The organism is Microcoleus sp. S1D4 (assembly GCF_036700765.1).
In the GTDB taxonomy this organism is placed as follows: Bacteria; Cyanobacteriota; Cyanobacteriia; order Cyanobacteriales; family Microcoleaceae; genus Microcoleus.
In genome coordinates this window covers 169,864-191,752 of record NZ_JAUBPP010000005.1, presented here as the reverse complement: position 1 = coordinate 191,752, position 21,889 = coordinate 169,864, and the positions used below count along the sequence as shown (strand labels likewise).

The 21,889-nt window shown below is 45.7% G+C and carries 25 protein-coding genes and 1 tRNA gene; 13 read left to right on the top strand and 13 right to left on the bottom strand.

Annotation, left to right across the window (positions count from 1 at the left end; all coding sequences use genetic code 11):
- The first annotated feature begins 559 nt into the window (after positions 1-559).
- Positions 560-1,309 carry a response regulator transcription factor gene (locus QT998_RS07885; protein ID WP_333093049.1) on the top strand — a complete coding sequence of 250 codons (750 nt, stop codon included), beginning with the start codon at positions 560-562 and terminating at the stop codon, positions 1,307-1,309.
- An 8-nt stretch (positions 1,310-1,317) separates the two neighbouring features.
- Here QT998_RS07885 and QT998_RS07880 read toward each other — a convergent pair whose 3' ends face one another.
- Positions 1,318-1,668 carry a 4a-hydroxytetrahydrobiopterin dehydratase gene (locus tag QT998_RS07880; protein WP_333118601.1) on the bottom strand — a complete coding sequence of 117 codons (351 nt, stop codon included), beginning with the start codon at positions 1,666-1,668 and terminating at the stop codon, positions 1,318-1,320.
- A gap of 344 nt (positions 1,669-2,012) precedes the next feature.
- Positions 2,013-2,159 carry a hypothetical protein gene (locus QT998_RS07875; RefSeq protein WP_333118599.1) on the bottom strand — a complete coding sequence of 49 codons (147 nt, stop codon included), beginning with the start codon at positions 2,157-2,159 and terminating at the stop codon, positions 2,013-2,015.
- 101 nt (positions 2,160-2,260) lie between these two features.
- On the opposite strand from QT998_RS07875, the gene QT998_RS07870 reads away from it, so the two are divergent.
- On the top strand, positions 2,261-3,454 hold the full coding sequence (locus QT998_RS07870) for a tetratricopeptide repeat protein (protein ID WP_333133138.1): 1,194 nt from the start codon (positions 2,261-2,263) through the stop codon (positions 3,452-3,454).
- A gap of 146 nt (positions 3,455-3,600) precedes the next feature.
- On the opposite strand, the gene QT998_RS07865 is transcribed toward QT998_RS07870, so the two are convergent.
- Positions 3,601-4,968, bottom strand: a complete 1,368-nt coding sequence (locus QT998_RS07865) for an aldehyde dehydrogenase (protein WP_333093046.1) — start codon at positions 4,966-4,968, stop codon at positions 3,601-3,603.
- A gap of 42 nt (positions 4,969-5,010) precedes the next feature.
- On the opposite strand from QT998_RS07865, the gene QT998_RS07860 reads away from it, so the two are divergent.
- The 3 genes from QT998_RS07860 to QT998_RS07850 all read left to right on the top strand — a co-directional run bounded on the left by QT998_RS07860 (position 5,011) and on the right by QT998_RS07850 (position 6,627).
- Positions 5,011-5,931 carry a glycine betaine ABC transporter substrate-binding protein gene (locus tag QT998_RS07860; protein WP_333118597.1) on the top strand — a complete coding sequence of 307 codons (921 nt, stop codon included), beginning with the start codon at positions 5,011-5,013 and terminating at the stop codon, positions 5,929-5,931.
- A 91-nt stretch (positions 5,932-6,022) separates the two neighbouring features.
- Positions 6,023-6,277: a hypothetical protein gene (locus QT998_RS07855; protein ID WP_190657718.1), complete on the top strand. Its 255-nt coding sequence runs from the start codon at positions 6,023-6,025 to the stop codon at positions 6,275-6,277.
- Positions 6,271-6,627, top strand: a complete 357-nt coding sequence (locus tag QT998_RS07850) for a type II toxin-antitoxin system PemK/MazF family toxin (RefSeq protein ID WP_333118594.1) — start codon at positions 6,271-6,273, stop codon at positions 6,625-6,627. Before QT998_RS07855 ends, QT998_RS07850 begins: the two co-directional genes overlap by 7 nt.
- Positions 6,628-6,725: 98 nt before the next feature.
- Here the strand turns inward: QT998_RS07850 and QT998_RS07845 are convergent, their stop codons facing one another.
- Positions 6,726-8,999 carry a RelA/SpoT family protein gene (locus tag QT998_RS07845; RefSeq protein ID WP_333118593.1) on the bottom strand — a complete coding sequence of 758 codons (2,274 nt, stop codon included), beginning with the start codon at positions 8,997-8,999 and terminating at the stop codon, positions 6,726-6,728.
- A 70-nt stretch (positions 9,000-9,069) separates the two neighbouring features.
- Here QT998_RS07845 and QT998_RS07840 point away from each other — a divergent pair, with 70 nt between their 5' ends.
- The 6 genes from QT998_RS07840 (at position 9,070) to QT998_RS07815 (ending at position 13,014) form a co-directional block, all read left to right on the top strand.
- Positions 9,070-9,351 carry a hypothetical protein gene (locus tag QT998_RS07840; protein ID WP_333217968.1) on the top strand — a complete coding sequence of 94 codons (282 nt, stop codon included), beginning with the start codon at positions 9,070-9,072 and terminating at the stop codon, positions 9,349-9,351.
- On the top strand, positions 9,348-9,548 hold the full coding sequence (locus QT998_RS07835; RefSeq protein WP_333118590.1) for a hypothetical protein: 201 nt from the start codon (positions 9,348-9,350) through the stop codon (positions 9,546-9,548). The genes QT998_RS07840 and QT998_RS07835 overlap by 4 nt, the downstream gene beginning before the upstream one ends.
- A gap of 45 nt (positions 9,549-9,593) precedes the next feature.
- Entirely contained in the window at positions 9,594-10,004 is a 411-nt protein-coding gene (gene patD, locus QT998_RS07830) for a heterocyst frequency control protein PatD (RefSeq protein ID WP_194010473.1), read from the top strand.
- Positions 10,005-10,038: 34 nt separating this feature from the next.
- Complete coding sequence (locus tag QT998_RS07825) at positions 10,039-10,623, top strand: TFIIB-type zinc ribbon-containing protein (RefSeq protein ID WP_194010472.1); 585 nt, start codon at positions 10,039-10,041, stop codon at positions 10,621-10,623.
- 519 nt (positions 10,624-11,142) lie between these two features.
- Entirely contained in the window at positions 11,143-12,822 is a 1,680-nt protein-coding gene (locus QT998_RS07820) for an ABC transporter ATP-binding protein (RefSeq protein ID WP_333116208.1), read from the top strand.
- 120 nt (positions 12,823-12,942) lie between these two features.
- Positions 12,943-13,014 (top strand) — tRNA-Met (locus QT998_RS07815).
- A 255-nt stretch (positions 13,015-13,269) separates the two neighbouring features.
- Here QT998_RS07815 and QT998_RS07810 read toward each other — a convergent pair.
- Complete coding sequence (locus QT998_RS07810; RefSeq protein ID WP_333217966.1) at positions 13,270-13,710, bottom strand: hypothetical protein; 441 nt, start codon at positions 13,708-13,710, stop codon at positions 13,270-13,272.
- Positions 13,711-13,890: 180 nt separating this feature from the next.
- Positions 13,891-14,097: a hypothetical protein gene (locus QT998_RS07805; protein WP_333116203.1), complete on the bottom strand. Its 207-nt coding sequence runs from the start codon at positions 14,095-14,097 to the stop codon at positions 13,891-13,893.
- Between the two features lie 317 nt (positions 14,098-14,414).
- On the opposite strand from QT998_RS07805, the gene QT998_RS07800 reads away from it, so the two are divergent.
- A complete protein-coding gene (locus QT998_RS07800; protein ID WP_333116198.1) occupies positions 14,415-14,708 on the top strand; it encodes a KGK domain-containing protein in 294 nt (97 codons plus the stop codon).
- 337 nt (positions 14,709-15,045) lie between these two features.
- Here QT998_RS07800 and QT998_RS07795 read toward each other — a convergent pair whose 3' ends face one another.
- From QT998_RS07795 to QT998_RS07785, 3 genes are all read right to left on the bottom strand, one after another.
- Positions 15,046-15,336, bottom strand: coding sequence for a hypothetical protein (locus QT998_RS07795; protein WP_333116196.1), 291 nt, complete (start codon positions 15,334-15,336; stop codon positions 15,046-15,048).
- Between the two features lie 3 nt (positions 15,337-15,339).
- Positions 15,340-16,017: a hypothetical protein gene (locus QT998_RS07790; RefSeq protein ID WP_333116195.1), complete on the bottom strand. Its 678-nt coding sequence runs from the start codon at positions 16,015-16,017 to the stop codon at positions 15,340-15,342.
- Positions 16,018-16,092: 75 nt separating this feature from the next.
- On the bottom strand, positions 16,093-16,413 hold the full coding sequence (locus QT998_RS07785; RefSeq protein ID WP_333116193.1) for a hypothetical protein: 321 nt from the start codon (positions 16,411-16,413) through the stop codon (positions 16,093-16,095).
- Positions 16,414-16,588: 175 nt separating this feature from the next.
- On the opposite strand from QT998_RS07785, the gene QT998_RS07780 reads away from it, so the two are divergent.
- Positions 16,589-16,798 carry a hypothetical protein gene (locus tag QT998_RS07780; RefSeq protein ID WP_333116190.1) on the top strand — a complete coding sequence of 70 codons (210 nt, stop codon included), beginning with the start codon at positions 16,589-16,591 and terminating at the stop codon, positions 16,796-16,798.
- On the opposite strand, the gene QT998_RS07775 is transcribed toward QT998_RS07780, so the two are convergent.
- The 4 genes from QT998_RS07775 to QT998_RS07760 are packed head-to-tail and all read right to left on the bottom strand — an operon-like array spanning position 16,790 to position 21,762.
- Positions 16,790-18,319 carry a hypothetical protein gene (locus QT998_RS07775; RefSeq protein ID WP_333116187.1) on the bottom strand — a complete coding sequence of 510 codons (1,530 nt, stop codon included), beginning with the start codon at positions 18,317-18,319 and terminating at the stop codon, positions 16,790-16,792. The two genes, QT998_RS07780 and QT998_RS07775, sit on opposite strands and share 9 nt — an antisense overlap.
- Positions 18,319-20,463 carry a hypothetical protein gene (locus tag QT998_RS07770; RefSeq protein ID WP_333217964.1) on the bottom strand — a complete coding sequence of 715 codons (2,145 nt, stop codon included), beginning with the start codon at positions 20,461-20,463 and terminating at the stop codon, positions 18,319-18,321. Before QT998_RS07770 ends, QT998_RS07775 begins: the two co-directional genes overlap by 1 nt.
- On the bottom strand, positions 20,396-21,217 hold the full coding sequence (locus QT998_RS07765; protein ID WP_333116183.1) for a hypothetical protein: 822 nt from the start codon (positions 21,215-21,217) through the stop codon (positions 20,396-20,398). The genes QT998_RS07770 and QT998_RS07765 overlap by 68 nt, the downstream gene beginning before the upstream one ends.
- On the bottom strand, positions 21,217-21,762 hold the full coding sequence (locus tag QT998_RS07760; protein WP_333116180.1) for a hypothetical protein: 546 nt from the start codon (positions 21,760-21,762) through the stop codon (positions 21,217-21,219). Before QT998_RS07760 ends, QT998_RS07765 begins: the two co-directional genes overlap by 1 nt.
- Between the last annotated feature and the right edge of the window lie 127 nt (positions 21,763-21,889).

Genomic DNA, 21,889 nt, shown 5'->3' with positions numbered 1-21,889 from the left:
GCGGGATTTAGGAATAGCCTCGATGGCTGGGCTTGTTGCTCAGAACAGAGACAATTGCTAAATAAAAGTTTTTACCCTGCTCAACAGGCTACCCTCCATAAAAAATTTCACTCGCTGCAATGCAGTGGCTGGACTTTTTTGCGCGCACCTAAATAATTCGCTGCGCGTTTAGTAGAGTCGGGATGTTGGTGAATTTGATGAGCGCACTGGGTGAGTGTTCCGGCTACCGAGCGAACGGTTGGAGGAATTTTAGTTTCTGTTGCGCGATTTGTCAACCTCCTAGCACTAGGGGCCCTGTCGCGGGGTTCGGTAAAAGCAGGTGGTTGGGGCATAGGGTCGATCGGCTGTAGGCTGTCTTATTTTTATTGTAAACTCACCGCCAGAATGATTTAACCTTTCTGCGGGCTGACGATCCCAACTTGACAAAATCTTTAAAATTCATACTATCGGTTTGTTCGCCTCTATAAATAGAGCTAAAGCTTGAGTAGCGATGGTTACAAAACCTTGACAAAAGCTCTGTTAACCTGGTAGCCATTAGTGATAAGGGAAGCTCGCCGCTGTGGGATCTGTAAGTATTTCGATTGTTGAAGGAAATCCGCACCTGCGATCGCTCTTGGGCTGGCATTTACAGCAAGTCGGTCACTGGGTGCACCAGTCGGCGGATATCAGTCACGCTAGGGAAATATTTTTCAGCCGTCAGCCAACCCTAGTCATTCTGGATGCCCAATTGCCCGATGGGGACGGTTTAGAATTTTGTCGCTGGCTGGGGAAGCAGCAGCAATCGCTGATTTTGATGCTGTCGGCGCGGAATACGGAAGCGGATATTGTCGAAGGTTTGAAGTCGGGGGCTGACGATTACCTGACTAAACCGTTTGGGATGCAAGAGTTTATGGCCAGGGTGGAGGCTCTGATGCGCCGCAACCGCACGATGATACCGCCGGCGATGCTGGAATGCGGGCTGCTAAAAATTGATTTGGTGCAGCGCCGAGTCAGATTGTACGAGGAAAACATCGAGCTGACTCCTCAAGAATTCAGCCTGCTGTACGTGCTGGCTCAAGCTGGCGGAGTGCCGCTGTCGCGATCGGATTTGCTGCGCCGGGCCTGGCCTGATGCTATTGACAACCCCCGGACGATCGACACCCACGTACTCTCTTTGCGTAAAAAAATCGAAATCGACCCGCGACAACCGAGCCTAATTCAAACTGTGCGGAATGTCGGCTACCGGCTAAACCTGGAGTTTTTGAATACAAATCAATCGCATTCACCAGAACCCGGAGCGATGATTTCTGAGACTATTGTCAGCCGATAAATCTGATTTTAGGTTAGGAATTGATGGGCGATCGCATCTGTTTTCGCCGCCATGATAAAATCATTGCGGTGCAATCCAGAAATCGCGTGAGTCCACCAAGTAACGGTAACTTTCCCCCACTCGGTTAACAGCGCCGGGTGATGTCCTTCAGTTTCTGCGGCTTCGGCGACGCTGTTTGTAAAGGCGATCGCACTTTTGAAATCCGGGAATTTGTAGGTGCGTTCTAACTGGGGAACGCCATTTTTTTCGATCAAATTCCAGTCGGGAATTTGAGGTTTTAGTTGGACAATTTCGTAAGCTGTGACGCGGGGAGAGTTTCGGCGGCAGGCGGCACAGCGTTCTTTTGCTAAAGGTTCCATAAATGGCTTGTTAGCGAGAAGATGCTAAAACATATTATAGACATTTTCTAATCTGAATGACTTAGAACAGGGCAACAGTCCGTTAAGAGTTACGTAGACATTGTGATGGAAATCGTTCATAAAACAGATGAGCAATCCTTGTAGCTGAACTTTTCGTCTATCATTCCACCGCACAAGCTCAGTATTTGCGGTTGTCCTATATGGATGCTTGTCAATAGATTCTAGTACACTTTGCCCAGGATCGATCGGTGCTTCGCTTTTACGCGCACTAAGGTTTTTTGAATTTCTCCGGTTCGCTTGGCAAGTTCGTTTACTTTGTGGTTGCGGAGGACAAAGTTTTTGGCCTAAATGTGTTGAGTTGAACTATTTGTTAGCAGAAGCATTCCCAGTTTTAAAGTTTCTAGTCGCAGCAAGTAGCTGGATGGAACGAAACCAGCAAAGGAGGCAGAGGCGATCGCTGGAATGACCAGAAATGATAAGATTTTTTTCACTTGAGGTACTCAAATGCGATTTTGAGGATAGACTTTACTACAGCGATACTTTTTTGTCAAGTGAATAAGACTTACCCACAGGTGGCCACACTGGTTAAATTATGAAAAATCCTCAAAGTTTAGAAGATTTACAAGATGTTATAGAATCTCAAAATTTGGCGTTTCTGTTGGGCAATTACAGGAAAGCATATTTCTTAATCAAGTATAGTTTGAATGACTATCTCAAAAGATGGGGATACTGGACTTTACTCCAAGAGTTGTACGAAAAAATATTACCTCATGTTGACGATCGCGAACGTTCCTATTGTTTGAGAACTATAGGTGCAATTCACCGGAATTTCGGGAATTGGGATTTAGCAGAAAAATATTTTCAAGATGCGTTATCAATTGCACAAAAAAAAGATAATAAGAGCGACATGGCTACTTCATTAGGGATGTTGGGAGGTATCGAGCGATGTCGCGGCAATTGGGATGAAGCTGAGAAACTCTACCGACAATCTTTGGCATTGAGAACAGAATTGGGCGATCGCTCAGGCATGACATATTCTTGGGGAGCGTTGGGGGATATCGAGCGATGTCACGGCAAGTGGGATGAAGCAGAGAGACTCTATCGACAATGTTTGGAAATGATGACAGAATTGGGCGATCGATCGGGCATGGCATTTTCTTGGGCATCGTTGGGAAGTATCGAGCGAAGTCGTGGCAAATGGGATGAAGCTGAGAAACTCTATCGGCAATCTTTGGCATTGAGAACAGAATTGGGCGATCGCTCGGGCATGGCATCTTCTTGGGCATCGTTAGGATATATAGAAAAATGTCGCGACAAATGGGATGAAGCAGAGAAACTCTATCGGCAATCTTTAGCATTGAGAACAGAATTGGGCGATCGCTCGGGCATGGCATCTTCTTGGGGAAATTTGGGAGATATCGAGAAAAAGCGGGGCAATTGGGATGAAGCTGAGAAATTTTTTCGGCAATGTTTGGAAATGACGACAGAATTGGGCGAGCGCGAAGGGATAGCAAAGTCGATCGCTTGTCTCGGAGACAATGAGCTCGGTAGAGGCAATCTAGATACAGCAGAACAACTGTTAACAGAAGCTTTAGGAAAAATGCAAAAACTGGAGATGACTTGGCATATTGCCGAAGTTAACTACGATTTAGCACGACTTGAGCGAAAGCGCGGCAACACAGAAGTTGCTCAACAACATTACGATACAGCACATCAAATTTTTCAAGAATTGGGAGCCGCCAAGGATTTGGAGAAAATCGATCGAGAATGCCACAGCACCGATTAGAACAGGGATATGGGATTGAAGGAGGCGATCTTTGTTAACAACAAACACGTCAAACATTCAGTCCGGCAGGGGTTGAAACCCCTGCCGGACTTCGGGATAATGAAACAGGCCTGGGGGGTTAGGCGGCATCTGGGGCTTAGGCAATATCAACCGATCGCCTTTTTAATCAAATCCAACTTACCCTTATAGGGAGCATACCGCCATTTCAAATCCAGCCAAAAAGACTTTTGCAGCACGCTTTTGTAATGCGAAAAAGTATCAAAACTTGCTTTCCCGTGATAACTTCCAATTCCACTGTCGCCAACTCCTCCAAAAGGCAATGTTGTCACTCCCACTTGCATTACCGTGTCGTTAATACAAAGTCCACCTGATGAAGTTTCGCGCAAAACTCGCTGTTGTTTCTCTTTATCCTTCGAGAACAAATACAAAGCTAACGGTTTGGGGCGGGCGTTGATTTGGGCGATCGCCTCCCCGAAATCATCATACTCCAAAACTGGCAAAATCGGCCCAAAAATCTCATCTTGCATCACCGGCGAATCCCAAGAAACCTTGTCAATTACCGTAGGCGAAATATATCTATCTTCGGCGTTACTTTGGCCGCCCGCGACAATTTCCCCATCTTTGATAAACTCTACCAAACGTTTTAAATGATGCTGATTGATAATTCGCGAATAGTCCGGGCTTTGCTGAGGATCTTCGCCGTAAAATTCGTGAAGTGCTGTTTTAATTGCTGACATCAAATCCGGTTTTATTTTTTTGTCAACTAACAGATAATCTGGAGCGATACAAGTTTGACCGGCATTGATAAATTTGCCCCAAGCAATGCGTTTTGCGGTGTATTCAATCTGAATATCTGAGTCTACAATGCAAGGACTTTTGCCACCCAATTCTAATGTTACAGGTGTGAGGTGTTTGGCGGCAGCTTCCATAACTATTTTACCGATTTTTGTGCCTCCGGTAAAGAAGATGTGGTCGAATTTTTCGGCTAATAATTGTTTGCTGATTTCTACGCCTCCTTCGACGGCTGCTACGTAGGCGGGATCGAAGGTTTTTGAAATCATATCCGCGACAACTTCGGAGGTGTGCGAGGCGATTTCTGAAGGTTTGAGGATGGCGCAGTTGCCGGCGGCGATCGCCCCGACCAAAGGTGATATCATGAGCTGAAATGGGTAATTCCAAGGCCCGACGATCAAAACTACGCCCAAAGGTTCAGGGTAAATGCGGGCTGATGCGGGGAATTGGTCGATCGAAGTTGGCACTTTTTTCGGTTTTACCCAAGATTTCAGGTTTTTGATGGCATAATTAACTTCGGCAATGGATGCGATTTCAAAATAAGCCTCAAACTCCGGTCGATTCAAGTCTGCCTTGACAGCAGCGACTATTCGTGATTGATTAAGTTCGATCGCACTTTTGAGATGTTTGAGTTGTTCAATCCGAAAATCCACATCTTTAGTTTTTCCAGTCGCAAAAAATTGTCGCTGCTGGCGGATAATATCGCTGACACTCAATAGCATATTTTCTCCTGTATCTATATATATAAATGTTACAATAAAAAAATGAAAATATCAAAAAGCCATTTTTTATCTTCCTGTTTATCATTACTTTGCTTGTTTGCAGTCACAAGCTGCAATTCTAGTTCTCAAAAACAAATTGTTATTTGTTCCAAAGACTTTACAGAACAAGTCATCCTAGCAGAAATTTTAGCTATTCACATGGAAACCAAAACAGATATCAAAGTAGAACGCAAACTCAACCTCGGAGGCTCGCTTTGCCATCAATCCCTAGCAACGGGTAAAATTGACTTGTACGTCGAATATACTGGTACGGGTTTTACCAACATTCTCAAACAAAAGCCAATTTCTGACTCCCAAAAAGTCCTCGATTACCTCAAACAAGAATATCCCAAACAGTTTCAAGCAGAATTGACTGAACCCCTGGGATTTAATAACAGTTTTGCGATTATTATGCGGGGAGACGATGCCAAAAAACTCAACTTGCAAACTCTCTCGCAACTAGGAAAAGCTGCACCAAAATTGCGCGCGGGTTTCGGCCCGGAATTCAAAGAGAGAGAAGATGGATTTCCCGGATTAGCTAAAACTTACGGGATTAAATTTGCCGAAGAACCGAAGGAGTTGCTGTTAGGATTGCTTTATCAAGCGCTGCAACAAAAAGAAGTAGATGTGATTGCCGGTAATACGACGGATGGTTTGATTCAAAGTTTGGGTTTAGTAGTCCTGAAAGATGACAAAAACTATTTTCCGCCCTACGAAGCTGTTCCGATTGTGCGATCGCAAATTTTGGAAAAATACCCAGAATTGCGTCCAGTGCTAGCAGAGTTGGGCGGCAAAATCTCGGAGGAAGATATGCGGAAACTCAACTATCAAGTTGATGGAAAACAGGAGGATGCCGCCCAAGTGGCGCGGCAGTTTTTGCAGCAAAAGTTGGGCGACTCAAAGCCTGCGACTCCCGCGAAATAAAGGGTTTCATTCTTCTGTCTGTTTGCTGGAGAGTATTGTGATTAGGTATACTATGAGTTAGACTCATATAAATAAATGAAGGTATAAAGCTATGACAACTGTCAAAACTGCTATCTCATTGCCAGCATCTCTATTTGAACAAGCCGAAACATTAGCTGGCGAAATGCAAATTTCGCAGAGTTTTTTGATCGAAATAGCGCTTGAAGAATTTATCCGCCGCCGCGAAAATCAACAACTGTTAGAAAAAATTAATGCTGCTTGCGAAGCGCCTCTTTCTGAAGAAGAACAAGTTTTGCTTCGCAAGATGAGTCGATCTCATCGCAGGCTGGTGGAAGGGGAATGGTAATAAATCAAGGTGATATTTTTTGGATTGAACTTGATGAGCCTTCAGGTTCAGAACCCGGTTATGTCCATCCCCATGTAATCATTCAAAACAATTTATTCAATCGTTCCCGCATTAATACAGTTGTTGTTTGTGTGCTTACTTCAAATCTCAGACGGGCGAATTCACCAGGAAATGTCCTGTTAGAAGCAGGAGAAGCTGATTTACCAGAACAGAGTGTTGTTAACGTCTCGCAGATTTTGACTATCAGTAAATCTCAGTTAGGTGAGAAAATTGGCACACTCTCTACCGAGCGAATTCGTCAAATTATTGATGGAATTAGACTGGTATTGGAACCTCATGAACCTGAGTAACACTTTTCTTAGCCTTTGAAAATTCATGGGGTTCAACCTCTCCTCAGCTAGCGATCGGGTGCGAATAGCGCACCCTACAATACAGTTAGACTCTCCTCTTAAGTCCCTTCACTCAGCCGCCGCAAATTCAAAATATCGCTCATTTTTTTAATTTGCATACAAGTCCGCTCGAACTGTTCTTTATCCTGGATGTCCATGCACAAGTCAATTAATGCGGGGAATCCGGGATAGGTTTTGACTTGGGCGCTGCGGACGTTGACTTTGTTGTCTTTTAAATGCGATAAAACATCGTTGAGAACTCCGACTCGATCTAGGGCTTCAACTTGAATATTTACCGGATAAGTATTGGGGCGAGATTCGTTGCGGTTGCTGGAATTCCAACTCACGGGAACTAATTTATCTCCCGGTACGTTTTCAACATTGGAACAACCTTGGCGGTGAATGGAAATGCCGCGAGTGCGAGTCACTACTCCAATAATTGATTCGCCGGGAATGGGACAGCAACAGCCTGCTATATGGTAGAGCAATCCTTCTACACCTGCGATCGGCGATTTGCTCGGAGATGAACTCGGTACGGGTTTCGGTGCCGTCGATGCAGGTATTAGCAGGGGGATTTCCTGGGTTCCTCCGGGAGCAGATTCTATTTTTTGCTGCACTTTGACTAAATCTCGCAGGCGATTTACTACGAGGTTTAGGGTGACTTCGCCGTAGCCCAAACCGGCGATTAAGTCTTCGACGCTGTGGTAGTTGCAGCGCTGAGCTACTGATTGCATTGGTTCGGATTTCAGCAAGGATTCTAAGCCGTTTTTGCCTAATTCTTTTTCTAGCAATTCCCGCCCGCGAGCGAGGTTTTCATCTCGGTGCGATCGCTTCAACCACTGGCGAATGCGGTTTTTTGCTCCGTTTGTCTTGACAAAATTCAGCCAGTCGGAGCTGGGATGGCCGTTTTTTTGGTTCAAGATTTCTACAATATCGCCGTTCTTTAAAACCTTGTCTAGTGTCACCATCCGCCCGTTGACTCTCGCGCCGGTGCAGCGATTGCCAATTTCTGTGTGAATGCGGTAAGCAAAATCTACGGGTGTTGAGCCGGTGTTGAGTGAAATCACGTCTCCGTTGGGAGTAAAAACGTAGATATCTTCGTCGAATAAGTTGTCTTTAATACTTTGTAAATATTCGCGATCGTCTTTGAGGTCGCTTTGCCATTCTAGGAGTTGTCGCAGCCAAGTAAATTTTTCGTCGTCGCCGGTGACTGCGGTGCTAGAACCGCCGGTTTCTTTGTATTTCCAGTGGGCGGCGATCCCGTATTCTGCAATGTGGTGCATTGCTACTGTGCGAATTTGTACTTCGATGGGGCGGCCGCTGGTGCCGATGACTCCGGTGTGCAAGGATTGATAGCGGTTGGCTTTTGGTAAACCGATATAATCTTTAAATCGACCGGGGATCGGGCGGAATGAATCGTGGACGATCGCCAATGCGCGATAACAGTCATCGTTGCTTTCTACTATGATTCGCACCGCAGCAATATCGTACACTTGCTTAAACCCTTTTTGGCGGCGCTGCATCTTCCCGTAAATCCCGTACAAATGTTTGGGACGGCCGCTAACTTCATAGCATTTAATGCCTAAATTGTCAAGCCTTTCACGCAAACTATCTGTCACTTCTGCGAGTTGAGTTTCTCGATCGCCCCGCTTCTCGGCCACCAATTCCTGAATTTCGCGATAAGCATCCGGTTCCAGGTATTTAAACGCTAAATCTTCCAATTCCCACTTAAAGCGCCCGATACCCAAACGGTTCGCCAGGGGAGCAAAAATATCTCGGGTTTCTAGGGCAATACTGCGCTGCTTTTCTTCGGACAAATGCTCCAAAGTCCTCATGTTGTGCAGTCTGTCTGCTAGTTTGACGACAATCACGCGAATATCTTTAGCCATTGCTAGAAACATTCGGCGGAAATTTTCAGCAAGGCGCTCTGTTTTGCTGGAAAAATTAAATTTAGAAAGTTTGGTGACACCTTCGACTAATTGTCGCACTTCTGCGCCGAACCGCTGTTCTATTTCTTCGAGAGTAATATCTGTATCTTCAACAATATCGTGGAGAAAACCGGCGGCAATCATGACGTTGTTGCCGCCCATATATCGGAGTATCCCAGCTACAGCTACGGGATGGCAAATGTAAGGTTCTCCCGATTTGCGGTATTGTCCTTCGTGCAAGTCGCGGGCAAATTCAAAGGCCCGACAAATTAAACTGTTGTCAGTCGAGCAATTGGCGTTAGGGGCCGCATCAGTCTGCGATTGACCATTCAGGCATTCTTGCAGCCAATCGGGAACGACGGCAGGATCGATCGAAGGAGAGGCAGTGAGAGTGTTTGCGTTCATCGGGTACACCTTTAAAAATTAGAAATACAAATGGTTAAAAGTCAGCGTTCGGTTGAATTTCCGAAATTATGTGTGTAGCAATACTAAACTAATTGAATGCCACAATTGGCAATTCTCAAAAATCATCGATTTTTGTCTTAACTATATCGATTTAATTTTGAGTTTCCCCCCCCCCTCGCAGGTAGGAAAATATATTGACTCCACTGTCGCGGATGCGATCGGTCGATCGGGTAAAATAAGAATATTTTGGCGGCAGCAGTTGAGGTCAGTCGATTGGGGCATTCAAGATTTGAGATTTGAGATTGACTTTACAGATGCAATCTGGGATCTCGAACAAAAGTCTACAATTTGAGGATTGACCATGACGCGGGAGTCGGGGGCGCAGTACCTGTTGTTGGAGGTAGCGGGCGATCGGCATTCACAGGCAACGCTAAACTAAAAGCACGAGCTAGACCGATCGAGTCACGCTGGCAGCGTGATGAAATTTTCTCAACAAACAGGGAATTGCTGCAAAAATGCACGGCTTCCCTTAATATGAGCAAAGCTTAAGCAACAATCTACTTTGATTATAAAGAAAAATTTGTTTACAAAATCATGATATTGTCCGAAGACCGCCGCCAGTGCTACCAAGAATTACAGCAAGCACTCGAACAGCTACAAAGAACTGCTGCACAGGAAAATCTCGATCGGGCTGCGCTGGCTGCAGAATACACAAAAGTGCAACAATTTTTCGGAAACCAGATTATGAAAGCTAACAGCAGTGAGTTATACGCCTCAGAAACGCCTCCAGAGCAGTCCTATTTGACGGAAATTCACAAGCAACTGCGGTTATTGAGGACAGATGTCACGTTTTTGCAGGCTGCGAAGCAGCCAGCGACAGCACAGGCGAGGCAAACTGCGGCTGCTGAGCGACTAAACACGCTAATTGGCTACTGCGGCGCGCTGCTGCAAAAAAATTCTGGTTCTGAGCGGGCCCGCCCGGATGCAGAATTAATAACTGAATAAACAGGGAATTGAGAAGGCAAGGAGAAATCAAGTGGTGGAATGTCCAAAATGTAAACATCCCAACTTAGAAGGCGGCACCCTAGCCGGCCGAATGTCGGTGCAGTGGTGTCCCAACTGTTACGGTATCTGGATTCCAGGCAGAGAATACGAAGCTTGGCAGAAAGAGCAGAGCCAGTGGTACAACAAATCCCAGAAGCCAGAGGCGACAGGCACTCTCGGCATAGAATTCACGCCGTCTCCCTACGACAGCAAAGCAGCCCTGTGTCCCGAAGACGGTCATTATTTGTCGCGGGCAAAAGTTCCCTTCAGCAGAGTGCCCTTTTACATAGAGCGCTGTATGCTGTGCGGGGGAATTTGGTGCGATAACGGCGAGTGGGATATTCTCGAAAGTCTGGGATTCCACACCGAGATTGACAAGATGTTTTCTCCCAATTGGCAAGCCAAGGCCCGCGTCCAAGAACTCGCATCTCGGGAACGTCAAGTGCTCACAGATAAGCTAGGCCCGGATATTGCCGGATATGTGTTGGAACTGGCGGAAGTTTTAGCAGACCATCCGCACGTTGATTGTGCGGCTACTTATATACTGCGGAGAGCTGAGTTGAAGCGAAGGGAAATTTAGTCTGTTGACTGTTGGCAGTTGGCAGTTGGCAGTTGGCAGTTGGCAGTTGGCAGTTGGCAGTTGGCAGTTGGCAGTTGGCAGTTGGCATTAGTCATTAGTTATTAGTCATTAGTTGTTAGTTATTAGATACTGACTAATGGCTAACAACTAACTAGCTACTGACTGCTGATAAATAATAACTAATATCATGTTTGCTCAATTATCATTAAAAAATGTTTGTAGTAAGTATAGATTTCTCCCGTCACCCCGACAGATGATTCTGTGTTTTTACTACAAAGGATTAACGATTAAAAATCATATGACTGGACATGATATACCCAGTAACAAACAGCTAATAACAACGGTCAACAACTAATAACAATAGCCAACAACCAACAACCAATAACCAGTAACTAACACCTAATAACGAATAACCAATAACAATAGCCAACAACCAACAACCAATAACCAGTAACTAACACCTAATAACGAATAACCAATAACAATAACTAATAACTAATAACTAAGGACTAATGACTAATGACTAATGACTATTCTTTGTTTTCCATTGAAAATCTGCGAGTAGCTTATCCTCAGCGGCGGGGCCAATCCGGTTGGGCGGTTGACGGCGTTTCTCTGAGGCTGGAAGCAGGGGAAAAACTGGGATTGGTTGGGGAGTCTGGGTGCGGTAAGTCAACTTTGGGAAGGGCGGCGATGCGGTTGCTACCGGATTCGACGCAGATTGAGGGGCGGGTTGATTTTGCTGGAGAGTCGGTGTTTGAGATGGATGCTTCGCGACTGAGACGGTTTCGGGGCGAAGCTGTGGCGTTGATTTTTCAAGATCCGATGACTCGTCTCGATCCTTTGATGACTGTCGGGGAACACTGTATCGAGACTTTGCAGGCTCACAGACCGAATTTGAATCGCAAGCAGGCTAAGCAACGGGCGATCAAGATTTTGGAAGCTGTGAAAATTCCCGCCTCTCGCTGGTCGCAATTTCCCCACGAATTTAGTGGCGGAATGCGGCAAAGAGTAGCGATTGCTTTGGCTCTTTTGCTCGATCCGAAGTTAATTGTGGCGGACGAACCGACTACAAGTTTGGATGTAACTGTCGCCGCTCAGATTATGCAGGAATTAACCAGACTTTGCGCGGAACGGGGAACGGCTATTTTGTTGATTTCTCACGATTTGGCGATGGTGGCTGAGTATTGCGATCGCATTGCGGTGATGTACGGCGGCAAAGTGGTGGAAACTGGGTCGGTGCTGGATGTTTTTGAACGCCCGCAACATGAATATACTCGATCGCTCCTGAAAGCAGCTTTGCACATTCAGAAGGAAGAAGGAAGAGGGGAGAAGGAAGAAGGAAGAGGGGAGAAGGAAAATTATCGCCTTAAGTCCGAGTCAAATTTACCTCTTTTGACTGTTACAAATTTGCAGCAACATTACAGTTTAGAAAGCAATTTATTAGAGCAGTTATTTTCTCGGAAACAGCAGGTAATTAAAGCCGTAGATGGCGTTAGTTTAGAGCTAGAACGGGGAGAAATCTTGGGGCTGGTAGGGGAGTCAGGCTGCGGCAAAAGTACGTTGTCGCGCACGATTTTGCGCTTGATTCCTCCGACTGGTGGCAAGGTTGAATTTCAAGGAATAGATATCACTGCTCTGAGTAACGATGCTGTCAGGAAGCACCGCCGCCAAATGCAAATGATATTTCAAGACCCCCACGCTTGTTTGAATCCGATGATGACTGTCGGGCAAAGTATTGCTGACCCTTTGTTGATTCACAAATTAGCTAATGCCCAAGAAGCTAAAAAACAAGTAATGCAAATGTTAGAACGGGTGGGTTTGACTCCAGGGGAGGATTTCTTTCGCCGCTATCCGGGGGAACTCTCAGGCGGACAACAGCAGCGGGTTTCGATCGCCCGCGCTTTGATTACTCGGCCGCAACTGATTATTTGCGACGAACCAGTGAGTATGCTGGATGCTAGCGTGCAGACTCAAGTATTAGAGCTGATGTTGGAGTTGAAACAGGAATTTAATTTGACTTATCTGTTTATTACCCATGATTTGTGGGTGGCGAGATTTTTTTGCGATCGCATTGCGGTAATGAATGCCGGAAAAATTGTGGAAATCGGCAAGACTAGGGAGATTTTTACTAATCCGCAGCACCCTTATACTCAGCAGTTATTGCAAGCAGCTCCTTTATTGGCTCGGACTCAATAAACCAATCTAAAATTGGGGAAATTTGATATCAGCCACCAGCTTCTAGATGGATTTCGGAAATTTCTGATTAAATTGGTTAAAGTGAATCCCCAGAGATAATTGCTATGCTGGTATTCAAGAGGGAAGTTGGCTGAGCGGTTAGGCAGCAAATTCATGATTTGCTTTAGGCAGGTTCGTTTCCTGCACTTCCCATTTCACTGACGGTCAAGTCAAGTGTGTGCCCGCGCCCTAAAGCGGGCCAAATTTTAGATACAATGTAAATGGCTGGCAGTAAGCTTGCGCTGTAAAAGTCTTGCGGGATACCAGCCTCCCAGCGCCCCTTATTAGGGATTGAAAAAAGGGCAGTCTTACACGCTGGGCAATTACCTAAAACCCTATCAGGGATTAACAACGCTAGATGTAGTGTTCGTGCAGCTTCATGACAGCACTACATATAGCGTTTGAGCTTTAATACTTCACCGTCAGCGGCAAAGACTTAATGCCGAGATTTGCGATCGAAGCAAGCCGATCGCACAACCGCCGCCACCCAAACTGCTGAACTACTCCGATGCAGCCAGCCGTACCGGGCACATTGGCATCAAAATGCAGCCCTAACTCGGCGCGCATACCGTGAATTGAAATCACAGGATCGGGCGTGATGTGAAAAAACAGGCCCTCAACTCCTCGCGTGTCTAGCCAGTAACCCTCAGTTGGTATTTCGTACTCGCCGGCAGGAATTGGGCCCTTCCCGCGTACCCACTCATCACCAGGGCGCTGATAATCGGCACAGCCGGAAGTTGCAAGATAGTCGATCGCTTGTCCGTCAGGATAAACAAGTTGCAAATTTCCATGAATTAGCTCTGGCGATTGAGCCAATGGCATTGTAAAAATTAAATGATGATTATTCATTCTAATCGCTCTGTTAACTGGTCAATTAGTAACTGCATTTCTGCAAGTGTTTTTCTGCCTGATACCAAATCACGCAAATTAGCAACCGACATTCCTTGTATATACCCGTACTCTTTGCACAAGTCTTGATAACATTTTAATAATTGCCGTCGGCTAACTGCCTTGTTGCTTAGCAATTGGTTAGCTTCGTGTATAGTCATCTGGCGACAATAATTTTTTTGGTGGTGGAACCAACAAACCAATCAAAGTGGGAACAATTGGCGCAAGTATAGGCGCTAAAACAGTTGGGTCTTTATCTTGAATAGCTAAAACTATTGCTGCTGCACTAAGCATTATTATTGAGACATTTAAAGACGCAACAGTAAAGCGATAAGCGTATTTGTCCACTTAAAACCCCGTATTTTCGTTGTCATATTCCCTTAACAAATCGTCTTGGATTTCGTGAATTCCTCCGCGCACATGATATGCGTGATGGATTTTAAGATAGTTTTGAACATCGCGAACCTCAGCTCTTTGGCTTATGTACAAGCTGCGAAGTACAGTAAGCTTGCGTTGAATATTCGCCAAAAGCGTCAAAACTCCCCTAGTTACGTTCCAAAGGACAATAAGACTAATTAACGAGGTTAAAAATGTCCCAACTAACGAAACAATATCGGTAAGGCTTTTCATTGTGATAAATTTAGTTTGTCTTTACCAATAAAACTATGGAACCTCAATTTGAACCCTTGGACAGCGAAAATCACGTGTTTTGCGTGTTAGACCCACAAGCAACTCTTCGTGTTCGCAGTGATAAAACTTATACGATCCATGACTTTCTAGAAACTATTGCAAGCTTTTTAGAAAGCAACGTGTTTGGATCGGGTTTCGATTTTTGGACGAAAACGGGCGTGCGGTGCAGTTTTCTCAAGGTTGGGTCAAACGGCTGGGTTACAGGTAAAGTTCGGGTTAAAATCCTTTTAGAGTTTGCTCCAGATGAACCTAGTGATAACGCATCTTAATTTACTTCGATTTTTAATGCGTATGACGGCTCGCTAATAATTGACCTACGAAAAGGATAATACCTTTTAACCTGGATTTTGTAAGTCGCAAGCCCCGATTCAACATAATCGGCAAGAGCCGGCAAGTTTAACAAAATTCGATTCGGGGAAGGGTAGACAATGCTTGCTTTTTCCTCAATTGGTAGCTCGCCATCTATTTGCCACAATCTGCGAATTAGCAAGCGAGATTTTATTGACGAAATCAACCCCGTCGTAATATAAGTCAAGCGAATTAAATTTTGATTGGCAGCGCTTAGATTTGTTAGCTGCCAATCGTTTTCTTGCGGGTTTACAATACCTAAATCGAGCCAAGCCATACATCAGAAATATCCCAAGGGATAATTGCGTCTTCTCCTTCCTCTTCTGGTTCGTTGTTTGCGTAAGCATCGACAAATTCAACTTGTTCGTCTATCTCTCCGCCTAGCAAGAATTCTTGAAGCCTGTTGCCGTTTACAATTTTCGGCAAATGGTTGGGATTCCCCTGGATTACGTGCATTACTTCGCAGGTTTTACTTGCTATTTCTTGATAAAAAAATGGCAAGTTTGCAAGCGTTTCGCCAAACTCATAGTGATGAGGCAAAAGCAGCATTAATTAACCTCCGTATTTAAGCGCTTGACCGATACCCGTCCAGCCGTCGGGTAAGGTTGCGCTATCGCCGATAAAAGTCTCAACGCGAAATGTGTTGTCAGTAGTTGACAAAACATGGAAAGCACGTCCTGGGCGCGGCAGATTGGCGTTAACTACCAAGTTGCGAAATTCTAGATCGGTATTAGGAATGCTGATTCCTAATGCCGTTGCTTGAGCGGATGAAATCTTATTAAATTGCTGAGCGGGCATCCGCCACGCCCAATTGAGTCCCGATGTTGTCACCGCTACTAATATGCTGCCTTTCGCAGCGTCTCCCCCTGCAATTGGAGTTCCAAAAGAAGTAGATTTTTGTGCAACTTTGCCCTGAAAAACAGCGCGTCTTACCATTTGCCACTTCCTAGAAGCAATAGCAGTCGCAATGTTGGCGGTACTGGCTAACGAGGTAATGCCTTCTTTTCTCTTTTTTAGCCGCGCCGGTCTGGGTCTGCCACTTTTGCCAATCCCTACAAATACAGGTGCAGCAGGACCTCCACCAAGTAGTGTTGCTGCGTCAATTTGTCCAAGTTCAGTAACTTCACTCGCATCAACATTCGTTTTAAAAACGTAAAAAGCTGTAGACCCGCCGAGAGGAATTGACACGGCGCGTAAATTGCGCTCGCCGTAAATTTTTGTAATAGCCATGTTTGGTTTTTTTTGAGTGATTTTTGTTAGCCTGGAATTATTCTTTTATCTACCCAATGAGTTGGGTAGTTGCGATTAACCAATTACTGGATAAACTTCGGTAATTGCGCTTTCTTGGTAACTTGTTAGCGTGTAAGTTTTAGGGCGAACTACCGCCGTAGTTGTGGTTTGTCCGGGCGGCCAAAAAATAGTTTGCTCGTTGCCAAGACCTGCTGCCAAAGAAAGTACGTCTGTGCCAGCGGGGGCGGTTGCGTTGAATTCGGCTTGGCTTTTATTGAAGGCTTCCAATAAGTCAACAATCACTTTGATAGCTTGGGCAGTCCCCGGGTAAACCGCTGGATCGAGAGTGACACCGGCGGGCAGGTTGGGAGTAAGCGCGGTAACGGTAATTGACATAAAATCTTATGTTGGTGCTGTGTGCTGTGTTTTCACTTTAATAGTCTCAACATTGAGGTGTCAATGGCTGTATCGCTGGTTCTGTATAGGTTTGGAGTTAGCAGGTGTTGCGCTCAACCCTAGGGTTGATCCGTACTACTCTCGATCAAATTGACATATTGTAAATTTTTGTAACATGAACTTAATCCTTTATCAAAAACTTGGCACTGACAGCAAAAAAGCTCTGGCGCGCAAAAATAGCCAGTGGGGAAAACCTTACAAGTACAGGCCTCGCGGCAGCTTGCTTGCGAGACTAGCGCGCGAAACCGGCATGACGATGAGCGAGGTGAAATCGCAGCTCGAAAAAGAGCGCGAGTTTTTACTAACCCAAAACTCCTTACCCTAGGACTGGCAGATTCGCAGGTTCATTGTCTGACCACAAGTCAAATTCAATGCGCTGCTCAGTCCACAAGCGGCCGTTTAAATCTTCGCGCCCGTCCAAGTCGGGAGATCGCTTTTTCCACACAAGCACAGCTTTTGCTGGGTAAACCAAATACGGCAGTTCTCGCCGCCGCGTCGTTGGATCTACATAGCCAGAATCCCGGACACCGTTGGGCAAAATTTCGGCTGTAGAGAGTTTCAGTAATTCCTTGATTTTTTGCAGCCCCTCATTTTCGGTGCTGGCATAAACCTGCATTTGATGCCCGTTGTCGAGTTGAGCATTTACCAGCCGCTGCCCGCTGGTGTACTGTTTAGCGGCTAGTTTCACTTCCTCCCAACTGAGTCCCCGCTTCACGTCAAATACGGTAATTTGTCGGCGGCGTGCCCTTTTGCCGCTTGGCATTACCCACGGCGGCGCTGTCTTTTCCTTAAATTCAATCATTAGTCGCCGCTCTTGAGTCCCCGGTCTGATAGTCTCGTCAACCGGAGTTCCATTAATAAGTACCCCTACATCTCGATTGCCAAGCATTTGATGAGTTGCGAGCACGTTAACGATTGTTGGACGCAGCACGGCTTCCGGACCGCTCAAAATAATGCGCTCGTCCGGCGCGCTGCGATCGGGAACAATCTCCACAGTGCGATCGCTCCCTAGCACGGAATTTCTCTGCATAGCCTGCTGAGCTAACCATGCGTCAATGCCGCCAGCTACGGCAAACCCGGCCTCAATACAGGCTTCCGTGCCTTCTTCAAAAGCTTCTTCAGCAAAATTGCGCCAGAAAGCACTAGGGATTGATTCAATTTTTTTCTCCACAGCCTTAGCCATAGTCCAAGATTCGCCCGTGCCCCAATCGTCAACCTTTTTGTCCCCCATCATGCCTCGCAACGCTTTGCCAAAAGGATTTGAAGGGTCTTTCAAGGCCCGACGCGCATCTTTATAAAGCCACAAAAACGTAGCTTGAGTTCCCATTCTGAAACCCGCGTTTATCACTTCGCTGGCAGCGTCTAACATTTCGTCTAGTGCTTGCTCTCCTACCTCCTTTAGCAAGTAAGCACCCATTGATTGGTTGAAGCTGAAGACTGTAGCGGCAGGAACCAAACCGCAACCAATCCAGCCAATTGCTCGCCCGACAGCCCCCCCAAGAATGCCACCAAAGGAATTCCACAATCCTTCTATTTGCTTATCGATAGCCGTGTCGCTAATATTCCAGTCGAAGTTGTAAATAAACTGAACACCTGACACGATCCAACTCCACAACTTAGTGAAGCTGAAAGAAATTAAACTTGCAATTCCAGAGATTAGAAAATTACCAAATCTCAAAGCTCCGTTAAAAATTGTTTCTAGAAATCCGCCCCTACCCTGATTAGTCGTTGTAGCGCTGGCAGACCAAGTTCTAATTAAATTTCCGCCCGTTGACGATTCTCGAATTTTACGAGAGGCAAGTTCGCGCAAAATCATGCCAATTTTGGGAGCTGGTGCAGTAGCCATTAGTTATCACCTCCAGCTTGTGAAATGTTGTCTCCAATTTGACGGATTCGAGGGCGACGGTCTGGTGTTTTCCCGTAAGGGTTTTGAATGTCGGTAATTCCAGTAGTGTTGCGAAATCCATCCTCTGCAGAGTCTAGGAAGTCTTCAAAGTTTTGTGTTGGGTCAAACTTTTTCTCTCCATCATTTGACTTTTTCGGGCTGGCAATTATTCCAGCCAAGTCAACAGTTCCTTTCAACAAACTCAGTAATTGAGACTTGGTGTCCGTCTTGGAATCAATCTTCTGCCAGTGCACGGCCCTGATTACGGCTGCCGCCTGCAACAAATCAAGCAATATATCGCGCAGAGTTTCCTTTTCTACGTAGTCGGTTCCCTTGATGTGACCCTCTGATTCTTTAATCAAGGCGCTGATTGTTTCAGCTCCAGCGGTAAATGCCATTGGCACCGGTACATCAATTTCAGTGCTTTTGAAAGCCATATATTTGATGATGGCTTTTGCAGCTAAGTAGCTTTTAATAGCTTCTTGTCGGGCCATCCCCGACTCGACCAAGCCTTTAGTTGTAATGGCAACTAGAGCATCTACATTTGCCATTACTGAGAGCATTTGCCCTTCCAGTTCGGCAATTGATTCGGCTAAATTGGGAAATTTAATTGATTTACCTTGGTCGCCTTCCTTTGTGAGGTCAGCATCCTTGACATCTATCTGGATTTCCCATTGACCCCAGCGTTCGTCGTCTCGTCGGAATTGCCAGTCGAGCAAATCAACAAAATCTGCGATTGGAACTTGTTCCGGTTCTGCGGGTTTTTGTCCTTTTTTTACGACTTCTTGAATAATAGTTGCGGGAAGTTTGCCGGGAAATTTAGCAATTCCTAAGCCTTTGTATATGGCTCTTAACATTTTGAGATTTTCTTGGCAGCAGGTATCCACTTCTTCCTTCCTTGGTGGTGGGTTTGGGAAAGGAGTCGGTGTCGATAGTGCTGGGGGCTTTTCCCCACACTCAGCAAGTTCTATTGTGTAACTACTTATTAATTGCCATTCCATCCATTCCCAATGAGAGCCCTCTCCCCAACCAGTTCCAGGAAAATAAAGTTGGTAGAAACCTAATATGTCGAGCGGATTGACGATATCCCCTTCGTTAAAAATATATCTGCTTGGGCTAGCATAACCAAAATTTTTGGTTATCATCATCCGCCGATAATAAATTTCCCGATGCTGGCTAATTAGCCCATAAGGGGGCATATAACGAACAGCAGAGGATGACTCAATTCTATTGATGAAACGATTCATGGGGTAATAGCTATCATCCGCACCAGCCGTTCTATAATAAGTACCCCCTCCTAATGTGGTACTAGAATTGATTTGTGATTGAGTAATTTCAAAACAATATTCTGGTTTAAATTCTGAGGGACTAATACTAGGGGGAAGTGGCGCGCCCGTGCGCGGCGGTTTGACTTCGTAAGTAGTAAATCCGTTTCCATCGCTGTACCAGTACCTACCATCTGTGCCAGTCGATGTTCTACGAACGTAGTATAAACCGGGAGAAAGAGAAGAATTAGGCATTTGTGGAGTCGTAGGCTCCCAATCTGCGGGCATTTCATTACCAGGCATTGTCGGCGGTGGCGCTGGTGACGGAGACTCAAAACCAAGACTTACAGAGACAGGAGTTCCGGGAATTTGAAAAGAGACTTCCAACCCAAAACCATTTTCAGATTTTGATATTTCTAGTCCAATCCCGGCAACTTCGCCGCCAATGGAGCCGCCTGTAACTTCTCCGGTGCTGGTGTTGATACTCACGCCGCCACTAACACCTAGGATGCCGCCAGGAATCTCGGCGGAAGCGGCAACCGAAACAGTATCGGGATCCTCCGAAGTGACATCAAAGCCTAGGGGGGATATGTCAACGGATGCGCCACCAGTTATCTGCAAACCTCCAATGCTGGTAATTTCTCTAGTGATACCGACACCGCCGGACGTGGCGGATATTTCATTTTTGGGACTCGTGTTTACACGGCTTTTGCTAAGGTCGATCGCAGGTTTTTTTGTCACGCTTGGCGACAAGCTAGACTTCGAGCTAACCCTAGACATAGCTTGATTCAATCCCGGAAATTCGAGACGGGGAACCTTCGGCGATCGCCCAAAGTTCACCAGTCAAGACTTCTTCGGTTAGATTGCCGCCACCGTTAGCGGCCAAATAGATGCCGCTCCCCACCGCGACGCTGGAATTACCGGCAACCCAAATATCGGCGTTTCCCGTGTTGGTGGCGTAGAGGATTGCTCTGTTTGTGTTTCCAAGTCTAAATTGAGTTGCGGTCGTGGGGATTGTGGCGCTGTAAGGAATTGCTGCGCCAATGGATCGATTAGGTTTGGCAATTAAGTCAATAGAATATCTAAAATCCCCTTCTAAATTGATATAGTCGCCGGCTCCTAATACACCAGAGCCGTAATTAATAATAGAAACACCCAGCCTGTCGTCTGGGCTTAAGAGTTTTAGTTGATTAATTGTAAGGTAAGGGATAGTGAACGGAATTGTCGTTTCCCTTCCCTTGTTTTGCAACCTTACCGTTGACAATGTAGACCAGTTACCCGTACCTTTTTTTGCATGAAATCTCAATCCCAAAAATGGATATTCTTCCTCAACGGCAAGCATTGCAGCAATCTTTTCTGCTGAATTCATTTCGGGAAATATCTCTGGGAAAGGCGCTTGCTGCAAGGATGGCAAATAAACCGCACCGCTAAAAGCTTCTAAATAAAAGCTTTTTCCCAAGTAGCAAGATGCAGACAAAGCATCGTATTCTAAAAAACTATCAGCACAGTTGAGGATTTCAATAATTCCCGTGCCGTCGGCGCTCGTGATGCTTCGCCGAAAAGTTTTGGTATTTTCTAATTGGTTTTGTGCCACTAGGTTAAATACACCTTTCCTTCAATTACAGAGCCACCACCGGGCAAACTGATGATTTCTATAGGGAATTCCAATAAAGCGCTAAACGTGGCATTACTTCCACCGCTTGTAGCCAGCGTGTGAGTGCAGCGGGTAATTGCATTTTTGTTGTCAGGATTTCGAGTTTTATCAAGTTCGATAAGTTTGAGTCCAATTACGGCCTCCATTGCCGCTTGTGCAAGATTGGGTGCGGCACTGCTACCACCGGTACCGCTCGTGAAAGTTGAACCCGTCAAGTAATGGGTTGCTGTGTAGTTGGTGCTGCCGTTCGCTGCGTTTGTGGCAGCAACGTTTAATAGCAAATCAATATTTGCTGTTTTTGTTGACAGGTTCGCTGTGATGGTTATCCTGTCTGTTCTGTCGGCAATTCTTATTAAATCGTTTTCTTCTTTCTCTAAGAGTGCAAGAATTCCGTATACGTAGCGCTCTTTACTCGCCGCACCTTGGGGGGCTGAGTGGCTAACCCCAGAAACAGAAGCGCCCGAACCTGATGTATGAGCCGCCATATAAAAAAAGACATATAATCTTACTTTTCCAGTTTAAGTAAGTTTTGTCGGCTTGATTATGCACGACCAAACTCTTAAGAAGTTGCTGTTTTAGATAAAAGAGCAACTTTTCACAAAACTCAAACGA